The organism is Nocardioides pakistanensis, assembly GCF_054781215.1.
This window is the reverse complement of sequence record NZ_BAAGUV010000066.1, coordinates 1-15,039: the sequence shown is the minus strand read 5'-3', so window position 1 is coordinate 15,039 and position 15,039 is coordinate 1. Positions and strand designations below refer to the sequence as shown.

14 protein-coding genes are annotated in these 15,039 nt (G+C 71.6%); 2 read left to right on the top strand and 12 right to left on the bottom strand.

All coding sequences use genetic code 11. The features are described 5' to 3' along the window. The 8 genes from carB to efp all read right to left on the bottom strand — a co-directional run bounded on the left by carB (nucleotide 1) and on the right by efp (nucleotide 9,026). Nucleotides 1-3,306 carry a carbamoyl-phosphate synthase large subunit gene (carB, locus tag ACYVIH_RS19470; RefSeq protein WP_460871200.1) on the bottom strand — a complete coding sequence of 1,102 codons (3,306 nt, stop codon included), beginning with the start codon at nucleotides 3,304-3,306 and terminating at the stop codon, nucleotides 1-3. A 1-nt stretch (nucleotide 3,307) separates the two neighbouring features. Beyond that, entirely contained in the window at nucleotides 3,308-4,555 is a 1,248-nt protein-coding gene (gene carA / locus ACYVIH_RS19465; RefSeq protein WP_460871199.1) for a glutamine-hydrolyzing carbamoyl-phosphate synthase small subunit, read from the bottom strand. Beyond that, the gene (locus ACYVIH_RS19460) at nucleotides 4,552-5,112 is read right to left on the bottom strand and encodes a PH-like domain-containing protein (RefSeq protein ID WP_460871198.1); all 561 of its coding nucleotides are present in this window, start codon (nucleotides 5,110-5,112) and stop codon (nucleotides 4,552-4,554) included. The genes carA and ACYVIH_RS19460 overlap by 4 nt, the downstream gene beginning before the upstream one ends. Continuing rightward, entirely contained in the window at nucleotides 5,109-6,395 is a 1,287-nt protein-coding gene (locus ACYVIH_RS19455) for a dihydroorotase (RefSeq protein WP_460871197.1), read from the bottom strand. The genes ACYVIH_RS19460 and ACYVIH_RS19455 overlap by 4 nt, the downstream gene beginning before the upstream one ends. After that, nucleotides 6,392-7,363, bottom strand: coding sequence for an aspartate carbamoyltransferase catalytic subunit (locus ACYVIH_RS19450; protein WP_460871196.1), 972 nt, complete (start codon nucleotides 7,361-7,363; stop codon nucleotides 6,392-6,394). The genes ACYVIH_RS19455 and ACYVIH_RS19450 overlap by 4 nt, the downstream gene beginning before the upstream one ends. Next, a complete protein-coding gene (gene pyrR, locus ACYVIH_RS19445; protein WP_460871195.1) occupies nucleotides 7,360-7,947 on the bottom strand; it encodes a bifunctional pyr operon transcriptional regulator/uracil phosphoribosyltransferase PyrR in 588 nt (195 codons plus the stop codon). Before pyrR ends, ACYVIH_RS19450 begins: the two co-directional genes overlap by 4 nt. A gap of 105 nt (nucleotides 7,948-8,052) precedes the next feature. Then, nucleotides 8,053-8,463: a transcription antitermination factor NusB gene (gene nusB, locus ACYVIH_RS19440; protein ID WP_460871194.1), complete on the bottom strand. Its 411-nt coding sequence runs from the start codon at nucleotides 8,461-8,463 to the stop codon at nucleotides 8,053-8,055. Beyond that, entirely contained in the window at nucleotides 8,463-9,026 is a 564-nt protein-coding gene (gene efp / locus ACYVIH_RS19435) for an elongation factor P (RefSeq protein ID WP_460871193.1), read from the bottom strand. The genes nusB and efp overlap by 1 nt, the downstream gene beginning before the upstream one ends. Nucleotides 9,027-9,125: 99 nt before the next feature. Here efp and ACYVIH_RS19430 point away from each other — a divergent pair, with 99 nt between their 5' ends. Both ACYVIH_RS19430 and ACYVIH_RS19425 read left to right on the top strand, forming a co-directional pair. Beyond that, nucleotides 9,126-10,010: an AAA family ATPase gene (locus ACYVIH_RS19430; protein ID WP_460871192.1), complete on the top strand. Its 885-nt coding sequence runs from the start codon at nucleotides 9,126-9,128 to the stop codon at nucleotides 10,008-10,010. Further along, nucleotides 9,998-11,365, top strand: a complete 1,368-nt coding sequence (locus tag ACYVIH_RS19425; RefSeq protein WP_460871191.1) for a vWA domain-containing protein — start codon at nucleotides 9,998-10,000, stop codon at nucleotides 11,363-11,365. The genes ACYVIH_RS19430 and ACYVIH_RS19425 overlap by 13 nt, the downstream gene beginning before the upstream one ends. Nucleotides 11,366-11,377: 12 nt before the next feature. Here the strand turns inward: ACYVIH_RS19425 and aroB are convergent, their stop codons facing one another. From aroB to ACYVIH_RS19405, 4 genes are read right to left on the bottom strand one after another with little or no spacing between them, the layout of a single operon-like run. After that, complete coding sequence (aroB, locus tag ACYVIH_RS19420; protein ID WP_460871190.1) at nucleotides 11,378-12,475, bottom strand: 3-dehydroquinate synthase; 1,098 nt, start codon at nucleotides 12,473-12,475, stop codon at nucleotides 11,378-11,380. Beyond that, nucleotides 12,472-13,014, bottom strand: coding sequence for a shikimate kinase (locus ACYVIH_RS19415; protein ID WP_460871189.1), 543 nt, complete (start codon nucleotides 13,012-13,014; stop codon nucleotides 12,472-12,474). Before ACYVIH_RS19415 ends, aroB begins: the two co-directional genes overlap by 4 nt. Continuing rightward, the gene (aroC, locus tag ACYVIH_RS19410) at nucleotides 13,011-14,189 is read right to left on the bottom strand and encodes a chorismate synthase (RefSeq protein WP_460871188.1); all 1,179 of its coding nucleotides are present in this window, start codon (nucleotides 14,187-14,189) and stop codon (nucleotides 13,011-13,013) included. The genes ACYVIH_RS19415 and aroC overlap by 4 nt, the downstream gene beginning before the upstream one ends. A gap of 34 nt (nucleotides 14,190-14,223) precedes the next feature. Next, a complete protein-coding gene (locus ACYVIH_RS19405) occupies nucleotides 14,224-14,976 on the bottom strand; it encodes a prepilin peptidase (protein ID WP_460871187.1) in 753 nt (250 codons plus the stop codon). Nucleotides 14,977-15,039 lie beyond the last annotated feature (63 nt).

Genomic DNA, 15,039 nt, shown 5'->3' with positions numbered 1-15,039 from the left:
TCACCCGACGACGTCGGGACGAACGTGGGCCGCCCAGTCCTGCAGCGACCTGACCTGGATGTCGCCGGCTCGCATCGCCTCGATCCCCTGCACCGCCGCCGCGACGCCCTGGATCGTGGTGATGCAGGGGATGTCGGCGAGGATCGCCGCGGTCCGGATCTCGTAGCCGTCCAGACGCGGCGAGCCGCCCGAGGTGGTGCCGTGCGGGGTGTTCACGATCAGCCGGACCTCACCGTCGAGGATCCGCCCCACGATCGTCGGCTTCCCCTCGGCGCTGGGCCCCTCGCTGTGCTTGCGCACCACCTCGGCCGGCACGCCGTTGCGGCGCAGCACCTCCGCGGTGCCCTCGGTGGCGAGGATCTCGTAGCCGAGGTCGTAGAGCCGCTTGATCGGGAAGATCATGTGCCGCTTGTCGACGTTGGCCACCGACACGAACACCTTGCCCTCGGTCGGCAGGGCTCCGTAGGCCGCGGTCTGGGACTTGGCGAAGCTGGTCCCGAACACCGCGTCGAAGCCCATCACCTCACCGGTGGAGCGCATCTCCGGACCCAGCACGGTGTCGACGTTGCGGCCGTCGATCGTGCGGAACCGGTTGAACGGCATCACGGCCTCCTTGACCGCGATCGGCGCGTCGGTGGGCAGGTCGCCGCCGTCGCCGACGGCCGGGAGCACGCCCTTCTCGCGGAGCGAGGCGATGGACTCACCGAGCATCACCCGTGCGGCGGCCTTGGCCAGCGGCGTTGCGGTCGCCTTCGACACGAACGGCACCGTCCGCGACGCCCTCGGGTTGGCCTCGAGGACGTAGACGACGTCGGAGGCCATGGCGTACTGCACGTTGAGCAGCCCCCGCACGCCGACGCCCCGGGCGATCGCCTCGGTGGAGCGCCGGATCCGCTCGATCGTCTCGCGACCGAGGGTGATCGGCGGCAGTGCGCAGCTCGAGTCACCGGAGTGGATGCCGGCCTCCTCGATGTGCTCCATCACGCCGCCGAGGAACAGCTCCTCGCCGTCGAAGATCGCGTCGACGTCGATCTCCACCGCGTCGTCGAGGAACCGGTCGACCAGCACCGGGTGCTCCGGCGAGATCTCCGTCGCCCGGGTGATGTAGCTGCGCAGCGCGTCGTCGTCGTACACGATCTCCATGCCGCGGCCACCGAGCACGTACGACGGCCGCACGAGCACCGGGTAGGTGATCTCCTCGGCGATCACCCGGGCCTCGTCGTACGACGTCGCTGTGCCGTGCTTGGGCGCGGGCAGACCGGCCTCGGCGAGCACGCGCCCGAACGCGCCGCGCTCCTCGGCGAGGTGGATCGCTTCCGGAGCCGTCCCGACGATCGGCACCCCGGCGTCCTCGAGCCCCTGCGCGAGCCCGAGCGGGGTCTGGCCGCCGAGCTGGCAGATCACGCCCGCGACCGGCCCGGCCTGCTGCTCGGCGTTGACGATCTCGAGGACGTCCTCGAGCGTCAGCGGCTCGAAGTAGAGCCGGTCGCTGGTGTCGTAGTCGGTGGAGACGGTCTCGGGGTTGCAGTTGACCATCACGGTCTCGTAGCCGGCCTCGGACAGCGCCAGCGACGCGTGCACGCACGAGTAGTCGAACTCGATGCCCTGGCCGATCCGGTTCGGGCCGGAGCCCAGGATGATCACCGCCGGCCGCTCGCGCGGCGCCACCTCGGTCTCCTCGTCGTAGGAGGAGTAGTGGTAGGGCGTCCGTGCGGCGAACTCGGCAGCGCAGGTGTCGACGGTCTTGTAGACCGGCCGAAGCCCGAGCGCCCAGCGCACGCCGCGGACCACGTCCTCGCTCATCCCGCGGATGCCGGCGATCTGGGCGTCGGAGAACCCGTGCCGCTTGGCGCGCCGGATCAGGACCGCGTCGAGGTCGTCGGCCTCGCGGATGTCGGTGGCCACCTCGTCGATCAGGGACAGCTGGTCCAGGAACCAGGGGTCGATCTTGGTGGCCTCGTGCAGCTCCTCGGGCGTGGCGCCGGCGCGGATCGCGTCCATCACCTCGCGCAGCCGGCCGTCGTGCGGCGTCCGGACCGAATCCATCAGCTCGGCGAGCGGGGCCGGCTCGCTGCTCCAGTCGAAGATCGCGCTCTTGTGCTCCAGGCTGCGCAGCGACTTCTGCAGCGCCTCGGTGAAGTTGCGGCCGATCGCCATCGCCTCGCCCACGGACTTCATGTGCGTGGTCAGCGTGGGGTCGGCGGTCGGGAACTTCTCGAAGGCGAACCGCGGCACCTTGACCACGACGTAGTCGAGCGTCGGCTCGAAGCTGGCCGGGGTCTCCTTGGTGATGTCGTTGGGGATCTCGTCGAGGGTGTAGCCGATCGCCACCTTCGCCGCGATCTTCGCGATCGGGAAGCCGGTCGCCTTCGACGCCAGGGCGCTGGAGCGGGAGACGCGGGGGTTCATCTCGATCACGATCAACCGGCCGTCGCTCGGGTCGACCGCGAACTGGATGTTGCAGCCGCCGGTGTCGACGCCGACCGAACGGATGATCCCGATGGAGAGGTCGCGCATCTTCTGGTACTCGCGGTCGGTCAGCGTCATCGCCGGGGCGACCGTGATCGAGTCGCCGGTGTGCACGCCCATCGGGTCGAGGTTCTCGATCGAGCAGACGATGACGACGTTGTCGGCCTTGTCGCGCATCACCTCCAGCTCGTACTCCTTCCAGCCGAGGATGGACTCCTCCAGGAGCACCTCGGTGGTCGGGCTGGCGGCGAGACCCGCGCCGGCGATGCGGCGCAGGTCGGTCTCGTCGTAGGCCATCCCGGAGCCGGTGCCGCCCATGGTGAAGCTGGGCCGCACCACCATCGGGTAGCCGAGCTGGTCGGCGGCGGCGAGGCAGTCGTCCATCGAGTGGCAGATGACCGACCTGGCCACCTCTCCGCCGAGCTCCTCGACGATCCGCTTGAACGACTCGCGGTTCTCGCCGCGCTCGATGGCGTCGATGGAGGCACCGATCAGCTCCACGCCGTACTTGTCGAGCACGCCGGCCTTGTCGAGCGCCATCGCCGCGTTGAGTGCGGTCTGGCCGCCGAGGGTGGCGAGCAGCGCGTCGGGGCGCTCCTTGTCGATCACCTTCTCGACGTACTCCGGGGTGATCGGCTCGATGTAGGTGGCGTCGGCGAACTCCGGGTCGGTCATGATCGTCGCCGGGTTGGAGTTGACCAGGATCACCCGAAGGCCCTCGTCGCGCAGCACGCGGCAGGCCTGGGTGCCGGAGTAGTCGAACTCCGCGGCCTGGCCGATGATGATCGGCCCGGAGCCGATCACGAGCACGCTCTTGATGTCGTCGCGCTTGGGCATCTCAGCTCTCCTCCGTTCCGGTGGTCGAGGAGGGCGACGAGGCAGCCCGTCTCGAGACCGACGCCCGTCGTTCGGACATCAGGTCGGTGAACCTGTCGAACAGGTACGCCGCGTCGTGCGGACCGGCGGCCGCCTCGGGGTGGTACTGCACCGAGAACGCCTTGAGCGCACCGGACCCGTCGCGCAGCTCCAGGCCCTCGACGACGTCGTCGTTGAGGCAGACGTGGCTCACGCTGGCCTCGCCGTACGGCGTGGCCTGCGGTCCGAAGGAGGGCGCCGGCCACTGGATGGCGAAGCCGTGGTTGTGCGCGGTGACCTCCACCTTGCCGGTCGTCCTGTCCATCACCGGCTGGTTGATCCCGCGGTGGCCGTACTTCAGCTTGAAGGTGCCGAAGCCGAGCGCCCGGCCGAAGAGCTGGTTGCCGAAGCAGATACCGAAGTACGGGATGCCGCGCTCGAGCACGCCCTGCAGGAGTGCGATCTCGTGGGTGGTCGCGGCGGGGTCGCCGGGACCGTTGGAGAAGAACACTCCGTCGGGCTCGACCGCGAGCACCTCCTCCAGGGTCGACTTGGCCGGGAGCACGTGCACCTCGATGCCGCGCTCGGCCATCATCGCCGGGGTCATCGACTTGATCCCGAGGTCGAGCGCGACCACCGTGAACCGCTTCTCCCCCGCCGCCGGCACCACGTAGGCCTCCGGCGTGGTCACGTCGGCGGTCAGGTCGGCGCCCGTCATGTCGGGCGCCTCCAGCACCCGGCGGCGCAGCGCCTCGGGGTCGGTCTCCGTGGTCGAGATGCCCACGCGCATCGCGCCGCGCTCACGCAGGTGCCGGGTCAACGCCCGGGTGTCTACCCCGGAGATGCCGACGACACCCTGTGCGCGGAGCTCGTCGTCGAGCGAACGCCGGCTCCGCCAGTTCGAGGGCACCCGGGCGGGGTCGCGTACGACGTACCCGCTGACCCAGATCCGGCCGGACTCGGGGTCCTCGTCGTTGATGCCGGTGTTGCCGACGTGCGGCGCGGTCATCACGACGACCTGACGGTGGTACGACGGGTCGGTGAGCGTCTCCTGGTAGCCGGACATGCCGGTGGAGAACACCGCCTCGCCGAAGGTCTCCCCCTCGGCGCCGAACGACTCGCCGTGGAAGGCGCGGCCGTCCTCGAGGACGAGCAGGGCCGGCACGGTCCTGCGCCGGGTGGGCCTGTCGGCGTGCTGGTCGAGCGTGTCGCCCCGCTGATCGAGACTCATTCAGTGTGCTCCTTGTGTTCCCGGACGAGCTTGCTGATGGAGCGGACCCAGGCGTTGTGGGTCTCGGTGATGTCGGGGCGGCCGGTGCCCTCACGGCCCGGCTCCAGACGGAACCCCGTGTCGAGGAGCAGGTCGCCGTGCTGCCAGGTCACCACCAGCACGCCGTGGGGAGGCACGACCTTGCCGGCGATCCCCTGGTCGTGGCGTGCTCCGCGGAGCGCCTCGGCGGGAATCCGGAAGCTGCCGGCGAGCCGGATCACGTCGATCCCCTCGGGCGAGAGCGACAGCCGGGCGCTGCTCCGGGCGCCGAGTCCCTGGGCGGTGACGCGCTCGAGCCAGTTGCCGCTGACCGTCGTGCCGAAGTAGCGGGCGCCGGCCTGGAGCTTCGCCTCGGGCAGCTCGGCCACCGGCGGCGCGGGTGGCAGGGGCGGCAGGTCATGGCGCCGTGCGCGGGCGCGCCAGCCGCGCCACATGCCGACGTAGGCCAGCCCGAGCAGCGCGAACATGACCAGCACCGGGGCCAGCCACTCCGGTGCACCGGCCGCGAGCGGGGTCATGCGAGCTTCCCGTCGAGCACGGTCGGCCGACCACGCAGGAAGGTCGCCACCACGCGACCCGGCAGCTCCCGTCCGGCGTACGGGGTGTTGCGCGACAGCGACGCCAGCTCCGCCGGGTCGACCACGCGCGTGAACGCGGGGTCGTAGAGCACGACGTTGGCCGGCTCCCCCTCGGCCAGCGGCCGACCGTGCTCCTCGAGCCGGCCGATGCGCGCCGGGGCGTAGGACATCCGCTCGGCGACGCCCGCCCAGTCCAGCAGCCCGGCGTCGACCATGGTCTGCTGCACGATCGACAGCGCGGTCTCCAGGCCGAGCATCCCGAAGGCCGCGTCCTGCCACTCGCAGTCCTTGTCCTCCAGCGGGTGCGGCGCGTGGTCGGTGGCGACGATGTCGATCGTGCCGTCGGCCAGGCCGGCCCGGAGCGCCTCCACGTCGGCGGCCGAGCGCAGCGGCGGGTTGACCTTGTAGATCGGGTCGTAGGTCGCGGCGAGCTCGTCGGTGAGCAGCAGGTGGTGCGGGCACGCCTCGGCGGTGACGTCCCACCCCTTGCTCTTGGCCCAGCGCACGATCTCCACCGAGCCGGCCGTCGAGACGTGGCACACGTGCAGCCGGGAGCCGACGTGGGCGGCGAGCAGGCAGTCGCGGGCGATGATCGCCTCCTCGGCGACCGCGGGCCAGCCGCGCAGCCCGAGCCGGCCGGAGAGCTCGCCCTCGTTCATCTGGGCGTCCTCGGTCAGCCGCGGCTCCTGGGCGTGCTGGGCGACGACGCCGTCGAAGGCCTTGACGTACTCCAGCGCGCGGCGCATCAGCACCGCGTCGGAGACGCACTTGCCGTCGTCGGAGAAGACCCGCACCCGGGCGGCGGAGTCGGCCATCGCGCCGAGCTCGGCCAGCCGCTCCCCCTGGAGCCCGACCGTGACGGCGCCGACCGGGAACACGTCGCAGTGCCCCGCCTCGCGCCCGAGGCGCCAGACCTGCTCGACGACGCCCGCGGTGTCCGCAACCGGGTCGGTGTTGGCCATCGCGTGCACGGCGGTGAACCCGCCGAGGGCCGCGGCGCGGGTGCCGGTCTCGACGGTCTCGGCGTCCTCCCTGCCGGGCTCGCGCAGGTGCGTGTGCAGGTCGACCAGCCCGGGCAGGGCGACCAGCCCGTCGGCCTCGACCACCTCGGCACCGTCGGCCTCCAGGCCATCGCCGATCGCGGCGATCACCCCGTCGCGCAGCAGCAGGTCGGTGGGCTCGCCGCCGAGGATCCGGGCTCGTCTGATCAGGTGGCTGCTCACGCCTGCGCTCCGTCGGTGTCGGTGGTGGCCGGCGCACGGCCGGCGTCGGACTCGTTGCCGCTGAGCAGCAGGTAGAGCACCGCCATCCGGACCGCGACCCCGTTGGTGACCTGCTCGACGATCACGGAGCGGTCGGAGTCGGCGACGTCGGCGGTGATCTCCATGCCGCGGATCATCGGGCCGGGGTGCATCACGATCGTGTGGTCCTGCAGCATCCCCATCCGCCGGGCGTCGAGGCCGTAGCGGCGGCTGTACTCGCGCTGGGTCGGGAAGAAGGCGGCGTTCATCCGCTCCCGCTGGACCCGCAGCATCATCACCGCGTCGGCCTTGGGCAGCACCGCGTCGAGGTCGTACGACGTCTCGGCGTCCCAGCTCTCCACCCCGACGGGCAGCAAGGTCGGCGGCGCGACGAGGGTGACCTCCGCGCCGAGGGTGCGCAGCAGCAGCGCGTTGGAGCGCGCCACCCGGCTGTGCAGGATGTCGCCGACGACGGCCACCCGGCGGCCGTCGAGGCTGCCGAGGTGGCGCCACATCGTGAACGCGTCCAGCAGTGCCTGCGTCGGGTGCTCGTGGGTGCCGTCACCGGCGTTGACCACGCTCGAGCGGACCCAGCCGGAGTTCGCGAGCAGGTGTGGCGCACCGGAGGCCCAGTGGCGTACGACGACCGCGTCGGCGCCCATCGCCTCCAGGGTCAGCGCGGTGTCCTTCAGGCTCTCGCCCTTGCTCAGGCTCGACCCCTTGGCGGAGAAGTTGATCACGTCGGCCGAGAGCCGCTTGGCCGCGGCCTCGAAGGAGATCCGGGTGCGGGTGGAGTCCTCGAAGAACAGGTTCACCACGGTGCGCCCGCGCAGGGCGGGCAGCTTCTTGATCGGCCGGTCGGCCAGCGAGCGCAGCTCCTCGGCGGTGCTGAGGATCAGCTCGGCGTCGTCACGGGTCAGGTCGCCGGTGCTGAGCAGGTGGCGGTTCACGCGCTCGCCTCCTCGCCGGCGGTGCCGCCGGAGATCACGACCGAGTCGCCGCCGTCGAACTCCTCGAGCCGGACCGCGACCTTCTCCACCAGCGAGGTCGGGAGGTTCTTGCCGACGAAGTCCGCGCGGATCGGGAGCTCGCGGTGGCCGCGGTCGACCAGCACCGCCAGCCGCACCGACCGCGGCCGGCCGACGTCGTTCATCGCATCGAGCGCGGCCCGGATCGTGCGACCGGAGAACAGCACGTCGTCGACGAGGACGACCACCTTGCCGTCGATGCCGCCGGTGGGGATCTCGGTGGGGAGCAGGGTGCGTGCCGGGCGCATCCGCAGGTCGTCGCGGTACATCGTCACGTCGAGCGAGCCGACCGGGACGTCGATGCCCTCGACGGCGGCGATCTTCGCCGCGATCCGCTGCGCGAGCGGGACCCCGCGGCTGGGGATGCCGAGGAGGACGAGGTCGTGAGCACCCTTGTTGCGCTCGAGGATCTCGTGGGCGATGCGGGTCAGGGCGCGGGAGATGTCACGCGCGTCGAGGACGGTGCGTCCGTCCCCGCCCGGTGGTGCCGTCGTCTCGGCAGGCATGAGCGAGCCAGACCTCCTTCTCCGCCTCACGGGACGGCTCGTTAAAGGATGTCGAACGCTCCGGAGCCTACCAGCCGGAGCCGACCGTTCCGTACGCGACGGTCGTCACACGGACAGCGCGGGCTTGTTGCGCACGATGCTGCCCAGCACCCCGTTGACAAAGGTGGGTGACTCGTCGGTGGAGAGGTCGCGGACCAGGTTGAGCGCCTCGCTCACCGCGACCGCGTCGGGGACGTCGTCGACGTACAGGATCTCGAAGATCCCCAGCCGCAGCACGTTGCGGTCCACCGCCGGCATCCGGTCCAGCGTCCAACCCTCGGCGTACGTCGCCAGCAGCTCGTCGATGCGCGCGGAGTGCTCGACGACCCCGTTGACGAGGACGACGGTGTACTCGTTCACGGGTGGGTCGCCGGCGGTGAGGCGCTCACGGAGCACCTCCTCGGCGGCGACACCCCGTGCTTCGCTCTCGAACAGGATGTCGAGCGCGCGCTTGCGTGCCTTGGAGCGAGCGCTCATCAGGAGCTGACTCGGCCCTGGTAGCTGCTGTCGCGGGTGTCGACCTTGATCTTCTCGCCGGTCGAGATGAACAGCGGCACCTGGATCTCGTGGCCGGTCTCCAGGCGGGCCGGCTTGGTGCCGCCGGTGGAGCGGTCGCCCTGCAGGCCGGGCTCGGTGTACTCGACGGTCAGCTCGACCGAGGCCGGGAGCTCGACGTAGAGCACGCGGCCCTCGTTGGTGGCGACGATCGCCTCCTGGTTCTCGAGCAGGAAGTTCTTGGCGTCGCCGACCAGGTCGGGGGCGACCTCGATCTGCTCGTAGGTGCCGGTGTCCATGAAGACGTACGACGTGCCGTCGTTGTACAGGTACTGCATCGTCCGCTTGTCGACGTTCGCGACCTCGACCTTGACGTCGGCGTTGAAGGTCTTGTCGACGGTCTTGCCCGACTCGATGTTCTTCAGCTTGGTGCGGACCACCGCGCCGCCCTTGCCGGGCTTGTGGTGCTGGAACCACACGACGGACCAGAGCTGTCCGTCGAGGTTGAGAACCATGCCGTTCTTGAGGTCGTTGGTCGTCGCCATGCGCGTGGGGATCCTGTTCTCTTCTTCAAGGAGCGATGCAGCGTCCGAGTCTAACGACCGGCCCGCCTCGCGACGAATCCCGCCGACTACCCTGGCGCGATGAGCACCTGGTTCGCCTCCCCCGCCGACGCGGAGACGCGGCTGCACGGGGCGGGCTACCTGCCCGACGCGGCCACCGCGACCACGACCTACCTCGCCGGCGAGCTCGGCAAGCCGCTGCTGATCGAGGGACCGGCCGGGGTCGGCAAGACCGAGCTGGCCAAGGCGGTCAGCCGGGCGACCGGGGCGGGGCTGGTGCGGCTGCAGTGCTACGAGGGGCTCGACGAGGCCCGAGCGCTCTACGAGTGGAACTACAAGAAGCAGCTGCTGCGGATCCAGGCCGCCGGCAACGACGCCGCCTGGGAGCAGACCCACGACGACATCTTCACCGACGAGTTCCTGCTCACCCGGCCGCTGCTCACCGCGATCCGGCGCGAGGAGCCGACCGTGCTGCTCGTCGACGAGGTGGACAAGACCGACGTCGAGGTCGAGGGACTCCTCCTGGAGGTGCTGTCCGACTTCCAGGTCACGATCCCGGAGCTGGGCACCGTGACCGCCGTACGTCGACCGTTCGTCGTGCTGACCTCCAACGCCACCCGCGAGCTGTCCGAGGCGGTCAAGCGGCGCTGTCTCTACCTGCACCTGGACTATCCCGACGCCGACCGCGAGCGCGAGATCGTGGAGTCCCAGGTGCCCGGCATCGCCGCCGGCCTGGCCGCCCAGGTCACCGAGACCGTGGCCCGGCTGCGCGACCTCGACCTGAAGAAGGCACCGTCGATCTCGGAGTCGATCGACTGGGCCCGGACGCTGATCGCGCTGGAGATCGGCGACCTCGACGACGCGGCGGTCACGGCGACGCTCGGTGTCGTGCTCAAGCACGCGTCCGACCACGAGAAGGCGACCCGAGCCCTGCGACAGCGCGACGCACGGCCATGGCGCTCCTAGACCGGCACATCGAGTTCGTCGAGGCGCTGCGGACCGCGGGCCTCCCGGTGTCGGTGGCCGAGGGTCTCGACGCGGTGCGGGCGGTCACCGCGCTGGGGCTCCACGACCGGGAGCTGCTGCGGGCCGGTTACGCCGCGACCTTGGTCAAGCAGCAGGTGCACCGGCCGAGCTTCGAGGCGGTCTTCGACCTGTTCTTCCCGGCGCTGGTCGGCTCCGGAGCGCGCGGCGACGCCGCGGCCGACGACGAGCCGACGACCGCTGCGGTCCCCGGAGACGCGCTGGACGACCTCCGCTCCCGGGTCGCCGACGCGCTCGCGAACGGGGACGAGCAGGCGCTGGCCGCCCTCGCCGTGGAGGCCGTCGAGCGGCTGGGATCACTGCCGCAGCGCGGGCAGGGGATGTCGGCCTGGTCCGCGCACCAGACCCTCTCCCGGCTCTCCGTCGACGACCTGGTCGGCCGGGTCGCCGGCGCGCTCGCGGGATCGGTGCCCGGTGACGAGCCGCGACGTGCGGCGGAGCGCCGGGCCGCGGCGTTCGGTCGCCGGGTCGAGGCCGAGGTACGACGCCGGATCTCCCAGGACAAGACGCCGCAGGCCGTTCTGGAAGCCACCCTGCGCCCGCCGGTGGACCAGATCCCCTTCACCTCCGCCCACCGGGCGGAGCTGGAGCAGATGCGCCGCGAGATCTATCCGCTGGCCCGCCGCCTCGCGACGCGGCTGACCAAGGAGCAGCACGCCCGGCGGCGTGGTCCGCTCGACTTCCGGCGCACCGTCCGCGCCTCGATGTCCACCGGCGGCGTCCCGATCACCACGCACCAGCGCCCGAAGCGGCCGCACCGCAGCGAGCTCGTGGTGCTGTGCGACGTCAGCGGTTCGGTGGCGCAGTTCGCCCAGTTCACGCTGTTCCTCGTGTTCGCGCTGCGCGAGCAGTTCACCAAGGTCCGTGCGTTCACCTTCGTGGACCAGGTCCACGAGGTCACCGAGCACTTCCGGCCCGGGGCGGACGTCGCGGACACCATGACCGAGCTGGCGGCCTCCGTCGCGCACGCCGCACTGTGGGGACGCACCGACTACGGGCGGGCGCTCACCCAGTTCCGCGACCGGCACGCCGACGCCCTCGGGCCGAAGACGTCACTCCTGGTGCTCGGCGACGCCCGGTCCAACTACGGCGACCTCGCGCTGCCGGCCTTCGCCGACATCGTCCGGCAGACCCGTCACGCGTGGTGGCTCAACCCCGAGCACGCCCGGCACTGGGACACCGGCGACTCGGCTGCACGGGAGTACGCAGAGCTGATCTCGATGGTCGAGTGCCGCAACCTGGCCCAGCTCAGCGACTTCGTGCACGAGCTGGTCTGAACGGCTCGGGCCTCAGCGGGAGATCTCGGCGTAGGCAGCGGTCAGCAGGGCGGGATCGGGTGCAGCCAGGATCGACGGCCGGGCGAGACCCTCCAGGACCACGAACCGGAGCTGGTCTCCCCGGGACTTCTTGTCGACCTTCATCGCCTCGTGCAGCTGGCCCCAGACGCCCCCGCGGTACGACGTCGGCAGCCCGACGAGCTCCAGCACAGCGCGGTGTCGTTCGGCGGTCGGCTCGTCGAGCTTCCCGGCCAGCCGGGCGAGCTCGGCGACGAACATCATCCCGATCGAGACCGCGGCACCGTGCCGGAACTTGTAGCGCTCGACCCGCTCCACGGCGTGACCCAGGGTGTGCCCGTAGTTGAGCACCTCCCGGCCCGGGTGGCCGGCGGTCCCGCCGGTCTCCTTCAGGTCCGTGGTGACCACGTCGATCTTCACCCGGATGGCCCGCTCGATCAGCTCCCGCAGGACCGCGGTGCCGGCGGTCGTCGCCTCGGTCGGGTCCCCCTCGACCAGGTCGAGGATGGCGGGGTCGGCGATGAACCCGCACTTGATCACCTCGGCCAGGCCGCTGACCAGCTCGTTGCGCGGCAGCGACTCCAGGGTGGCCAGGTCGCAAAGCACCCCGGCGGGCTCGTGGAACGCCCCGACGAGGTTCTTGCCCTCAGAGGTGTTCATCCCGGTCTTGCCGCCGACCGCGGCGTCGACCATGGCCAGCAGCGTGGTCGGCATGTGCACGACCTTGACCCCGCGCAGCCACGTCGCGGCGACGAAACCGCCCATGTCGGTCGTGGACCCTCCGCCCACGGTCACGATCGCGTCGGAGCGGGTGAAGCCGGTCTGCCCGAGCACCTGCCAGCAGAACGACGCGACAGGGGCGAGCTTGGCCTCCTCGCCGTCGGGGATCTCGATCACGTGCGCGTCGTACCCCTGGGCGGCGAGGTCCTCGCGGATCACCTCGCCGGTCGCGGCGAGCGCGCGGGGGTGGATCACCGCGACCCGCTGGACTCCCTCGCCCAGCATCGCCGGCAGCTCGCCGAGGAGTCCGGTGCCGACGACGACGTCGTACGGCGCCGCCCCCGCCACGTGCAGGGTGGACAGGTCGCTCATCGGTCTCCTTCGTCGTCGTCCGCCTCGGCGGCCTCCACCCGGGCACGCACCTCGTCGACGACCTCCTCGACGCTGCGGCCGTCGGTCTCGACGGTGAGGGTGGCGACCTCCTGGTACAACGGCAGCCGCTCGTCGAGCAGCGCCTTCACCCGGGCCCGGACGTTGCCCAGCAGCAGCGGCCGCGCCGAGCCGAGGCCGACCCGCTTGACCGCGTCGACCAACCCGACGTGGAGGAAGACCACGGTGTGGCCGGCCAGCGCGCTCCGGGTCTCGGCGTCGAGCACCGCGCCGCCGCCGAGGGCCAGCACGCCGTCGTGCTCGGCGAGCGCCTTGGCCACGGCCTCGCGCTCGAGGTCGCGGAAGTAGCGTTCGCCCCGGTCGACGAAGATCTCGGAGATCGGGCGGCCCTCGGTGGCCTCCACGTCCCGGTCGGTGTCCCGCAGGGCGATCCCCCACGACTCGGCGAGCCGTTCGCCGACCGTGGTCTTGCCGGCACCCATGGCGCCCACCAGGACGACACGGGGACGCAGCGGGCTCACGAGTACCTCAGCGAGGAGAGGTACCCCTCGTAGTTGCGCCGGGTCTCCCCGACCGAGTCGCCACCGAACTTCTCCAGCACCGCCTCGGCGAGCACCAGCGCGACCATCGCCTCGGCGACGATGCCCGCCGCGGGGACCGCGCAGACGTCGGAGCGTTGGTGGTGGGCGACCGCCTCCTCACCTGTGGACACGTCGACGGTGCGCAGCGCCCGCGGCACGGTGGCGATCGGCTTCATCGCGGCCCGCACCCGCAGCTGCTCGCCGGTGGACATGCCGCCCTCGGTGCCCCCCGAACGGCCGGAGGTGCGCCGGATGCCCTGGTCGGTGCCGACGATCTCGTCGTGTGCCCGCGAGCCCGGCGTCGCGGCCAGCTCGAAGCCGTCCCCGACCTCGACCCCCTTGATCGCCTGGATCCCCATCAGGGCGGCGGCGAGCCGAGCGTCGAGGCGCCGGTCCCAGTGCACGTGGGAGCCCAGGCCCGGCGGCAGCCCGTGCACGACGACCTCGACGACGCCGCCGAGGGTGTCGCCGTCCTTGTGGGCCTGGTCGATCTCGGCGACCATCGCCTTGCTCGCGTCGGCGTCGAGGCAGCGCACCGGGTCGGCGTCGAGGCGTTCGACGTCCTCGGGCACCGGCACCACGCCGGCCGGTGCCTTCGCCGTACCGATGGAGACGACGTGGGAGACCACCCGCGCCCCGACCGACTGCTCGAGGAACTTCATCGCGACCGCACCGAGCGCGACCCGGGCCGCGGTCTCCCGCGCCGAGGCCCGCTCGAGCACCGGCCGGGCCTCCTCGAAGTCGTACTTCTGCATGCCCACCAGGTCGGCGTGACCGGGACGGGGACGGGTCAGTGCAGCGTTGCGGGCCAGCGCCTCCAGCTCGGCGGGGTCCACCGGGTCGGCCGACATCACCTTCTCCCACTTGGGCCACTCGCTGTTGCCGATCCGGATCGCCACCGGGCTGCCGAGAGTGCGCCCGTGCCGCAGACCGCCGATGATCTCGATCTCGTCGGCCTCGAACTTCATCCGCGCGCCGCGGCCGTAGCCGAGCCGGCGCCGGGCGAGTGCGTCGGAGATGTCACCGGAGGTCACCTCCACATGGGCAGGGAGGCCTTCGAGCACAGCGACAAGGGCGGGTCCGTGAGACTCGCCCGCAGTGAGCCAACGCAGCATGCGCCCAGTCTTTCACGCCGTCCGGTGGCGTCGTTCAGGCGTACCACGCAGCGACACCGGGGCCGACGACCACGCCGACCAGGGCGCCGAGGATCATGAACGGGCCGAACGGGTAGGCCTTCCGGTCGACGATCCGCAGCGCCGAGAGCAGCAGCCCGCCGACCCCGCCGAGCAGGAAGCCGGCGTAGACCCCGGCGAGCAGCTCGCCCCAACCGAGCAGTCCCAGCGCGATGCCGAGGACTCCGGACAGCCGCACGTCGCCGTACCCCATCCCCCGCGGGTAGATGAACCACAGCACGAAGAAGGTGCCCCCGGCCACCAGCCAGCCCAGGCCGGCCCGGACCAGGTCGCCCCCGTCCCCGGTGAGCACGGCGGCCACCACGGCCAGGCCGCCGACCACGAGGTAGGACGGGGCGATCACCTTCGTCGGAAGCAGCCGGGTCCGCCAGTCGACCACCGCCAGCGCGACACCGACCGGGACCAGGTAGGCCCAGACCAGGAGCGCCGGGTCCCACCCCACCCGCAGCCCGACCACGCCCGCCGCGAGGCCGGAGGCCAGGGCCGACTTCCAGGCCAGCCCGGGGAGGGCCGCGATCGAGGCGTAGAGCTCCTTGGGCTCCTCGGTCTCCGGGACGGGGCCCGCCGGCGGTTCCCCTGCTGCGCCCTCCTCGTCGGGGAGCTCCGGCTCGGGCTCGGGGATCCGCGCGATGAGTGCGGGCACGAACCAGCCCAGCAGCGCACCCACCAGGGCCATCACCAGACCGGCGGACCAGCTCGCGTCACTCATGGGTTTCTCCTATGTCAAGCCGCTGCCGTGAGGCAAGTCGCGGCGCGGGCTTGGTGGTCGGTG

What these genes read in the sequence shown, in the direction of transcription:
- carB (WP_460871200.1), bottom strand. Translation starts at nt 3,306, where the DNA reads ATGCCCAAGCGCGACGACATCAAGAGCGTGCTCGTGATCGGCTCCGGG.
- carA (WP_460871199.1), bottom strand. Translation starts at nt 4,555, where the DNA reads ATGAGTCTCGATCAGCGGGGCGACACGCTCGACCAGCACGCCGACAGG.
- ACYVIH_RS19460 (WP_460871198.1), bottom strand. Translation starts at nt 5,112, where the DNA reads ATGACCCCGCTCGCGGCCGGTGCACCGGAGTGGCTGGCCCCGGTGCTG.
- pyrR (WP_460871195.1), bottom strand. Translation starts at nt 7,947, where the DNA reads ATGCCTGCCGAGACGACGGCACCACCGGGCGGGGACGGACGCACCGTC.
- nusB (WP_460871194.1), bottom strand. Translation starts at nt 8,463, where the DNA reads ATGAGCGCTCGCTCCAAGGCACGCAAGCGCGCGCTCGACATCCTGTTC.
- efp (WP_460871193.1), bottom strand. Translation starts at nt 9,026, where the DNA reads ATGGCGACGACCAACGACCTCAAGAACGGCATGGTTCTCAACCTCGAC.
- ACYVIH_RS19430 (WP_460871192.1), top strand. Translation starts at nt 9,126, where the DNA reads ATGAGCACCTGGTTCGCCTCCCCCGCCGACGCGGAGACGCGGCTGCAC.
- ACYVIH_RS19425 (WP_460871191.1), top strand. Translation starts at nt 9,998, where the DNA reads ATGGCGCTCCTAGACCGGCACATCGAGTTCGTCGAGGCGCTGCGGACC.
- aroB (WP_460871190.1), bottom strand. Translation starts at nt 12,475, where the DNA reads ATGAGCGACCTGTCCACCCTGCACGTGGCGGGGGCGGCGCCGTACGAC.
- aroC (WP_460871188.1), bottom strand. Translation starts at nt 14,189, where the DNA reads ATGCTGCGTTGGCTCACTGCGGGCGAGTCTCACGGACCCGCCCTTGTC.
- ACYVIH_RS19405 (WP_460871187.1), bottom strand. Translation starts at nt 14,976, where the DNA reads ATGAGTGACGCGAGCTGGTCCGCCGGTCTGGTGATGGCCCTGGTGGGT.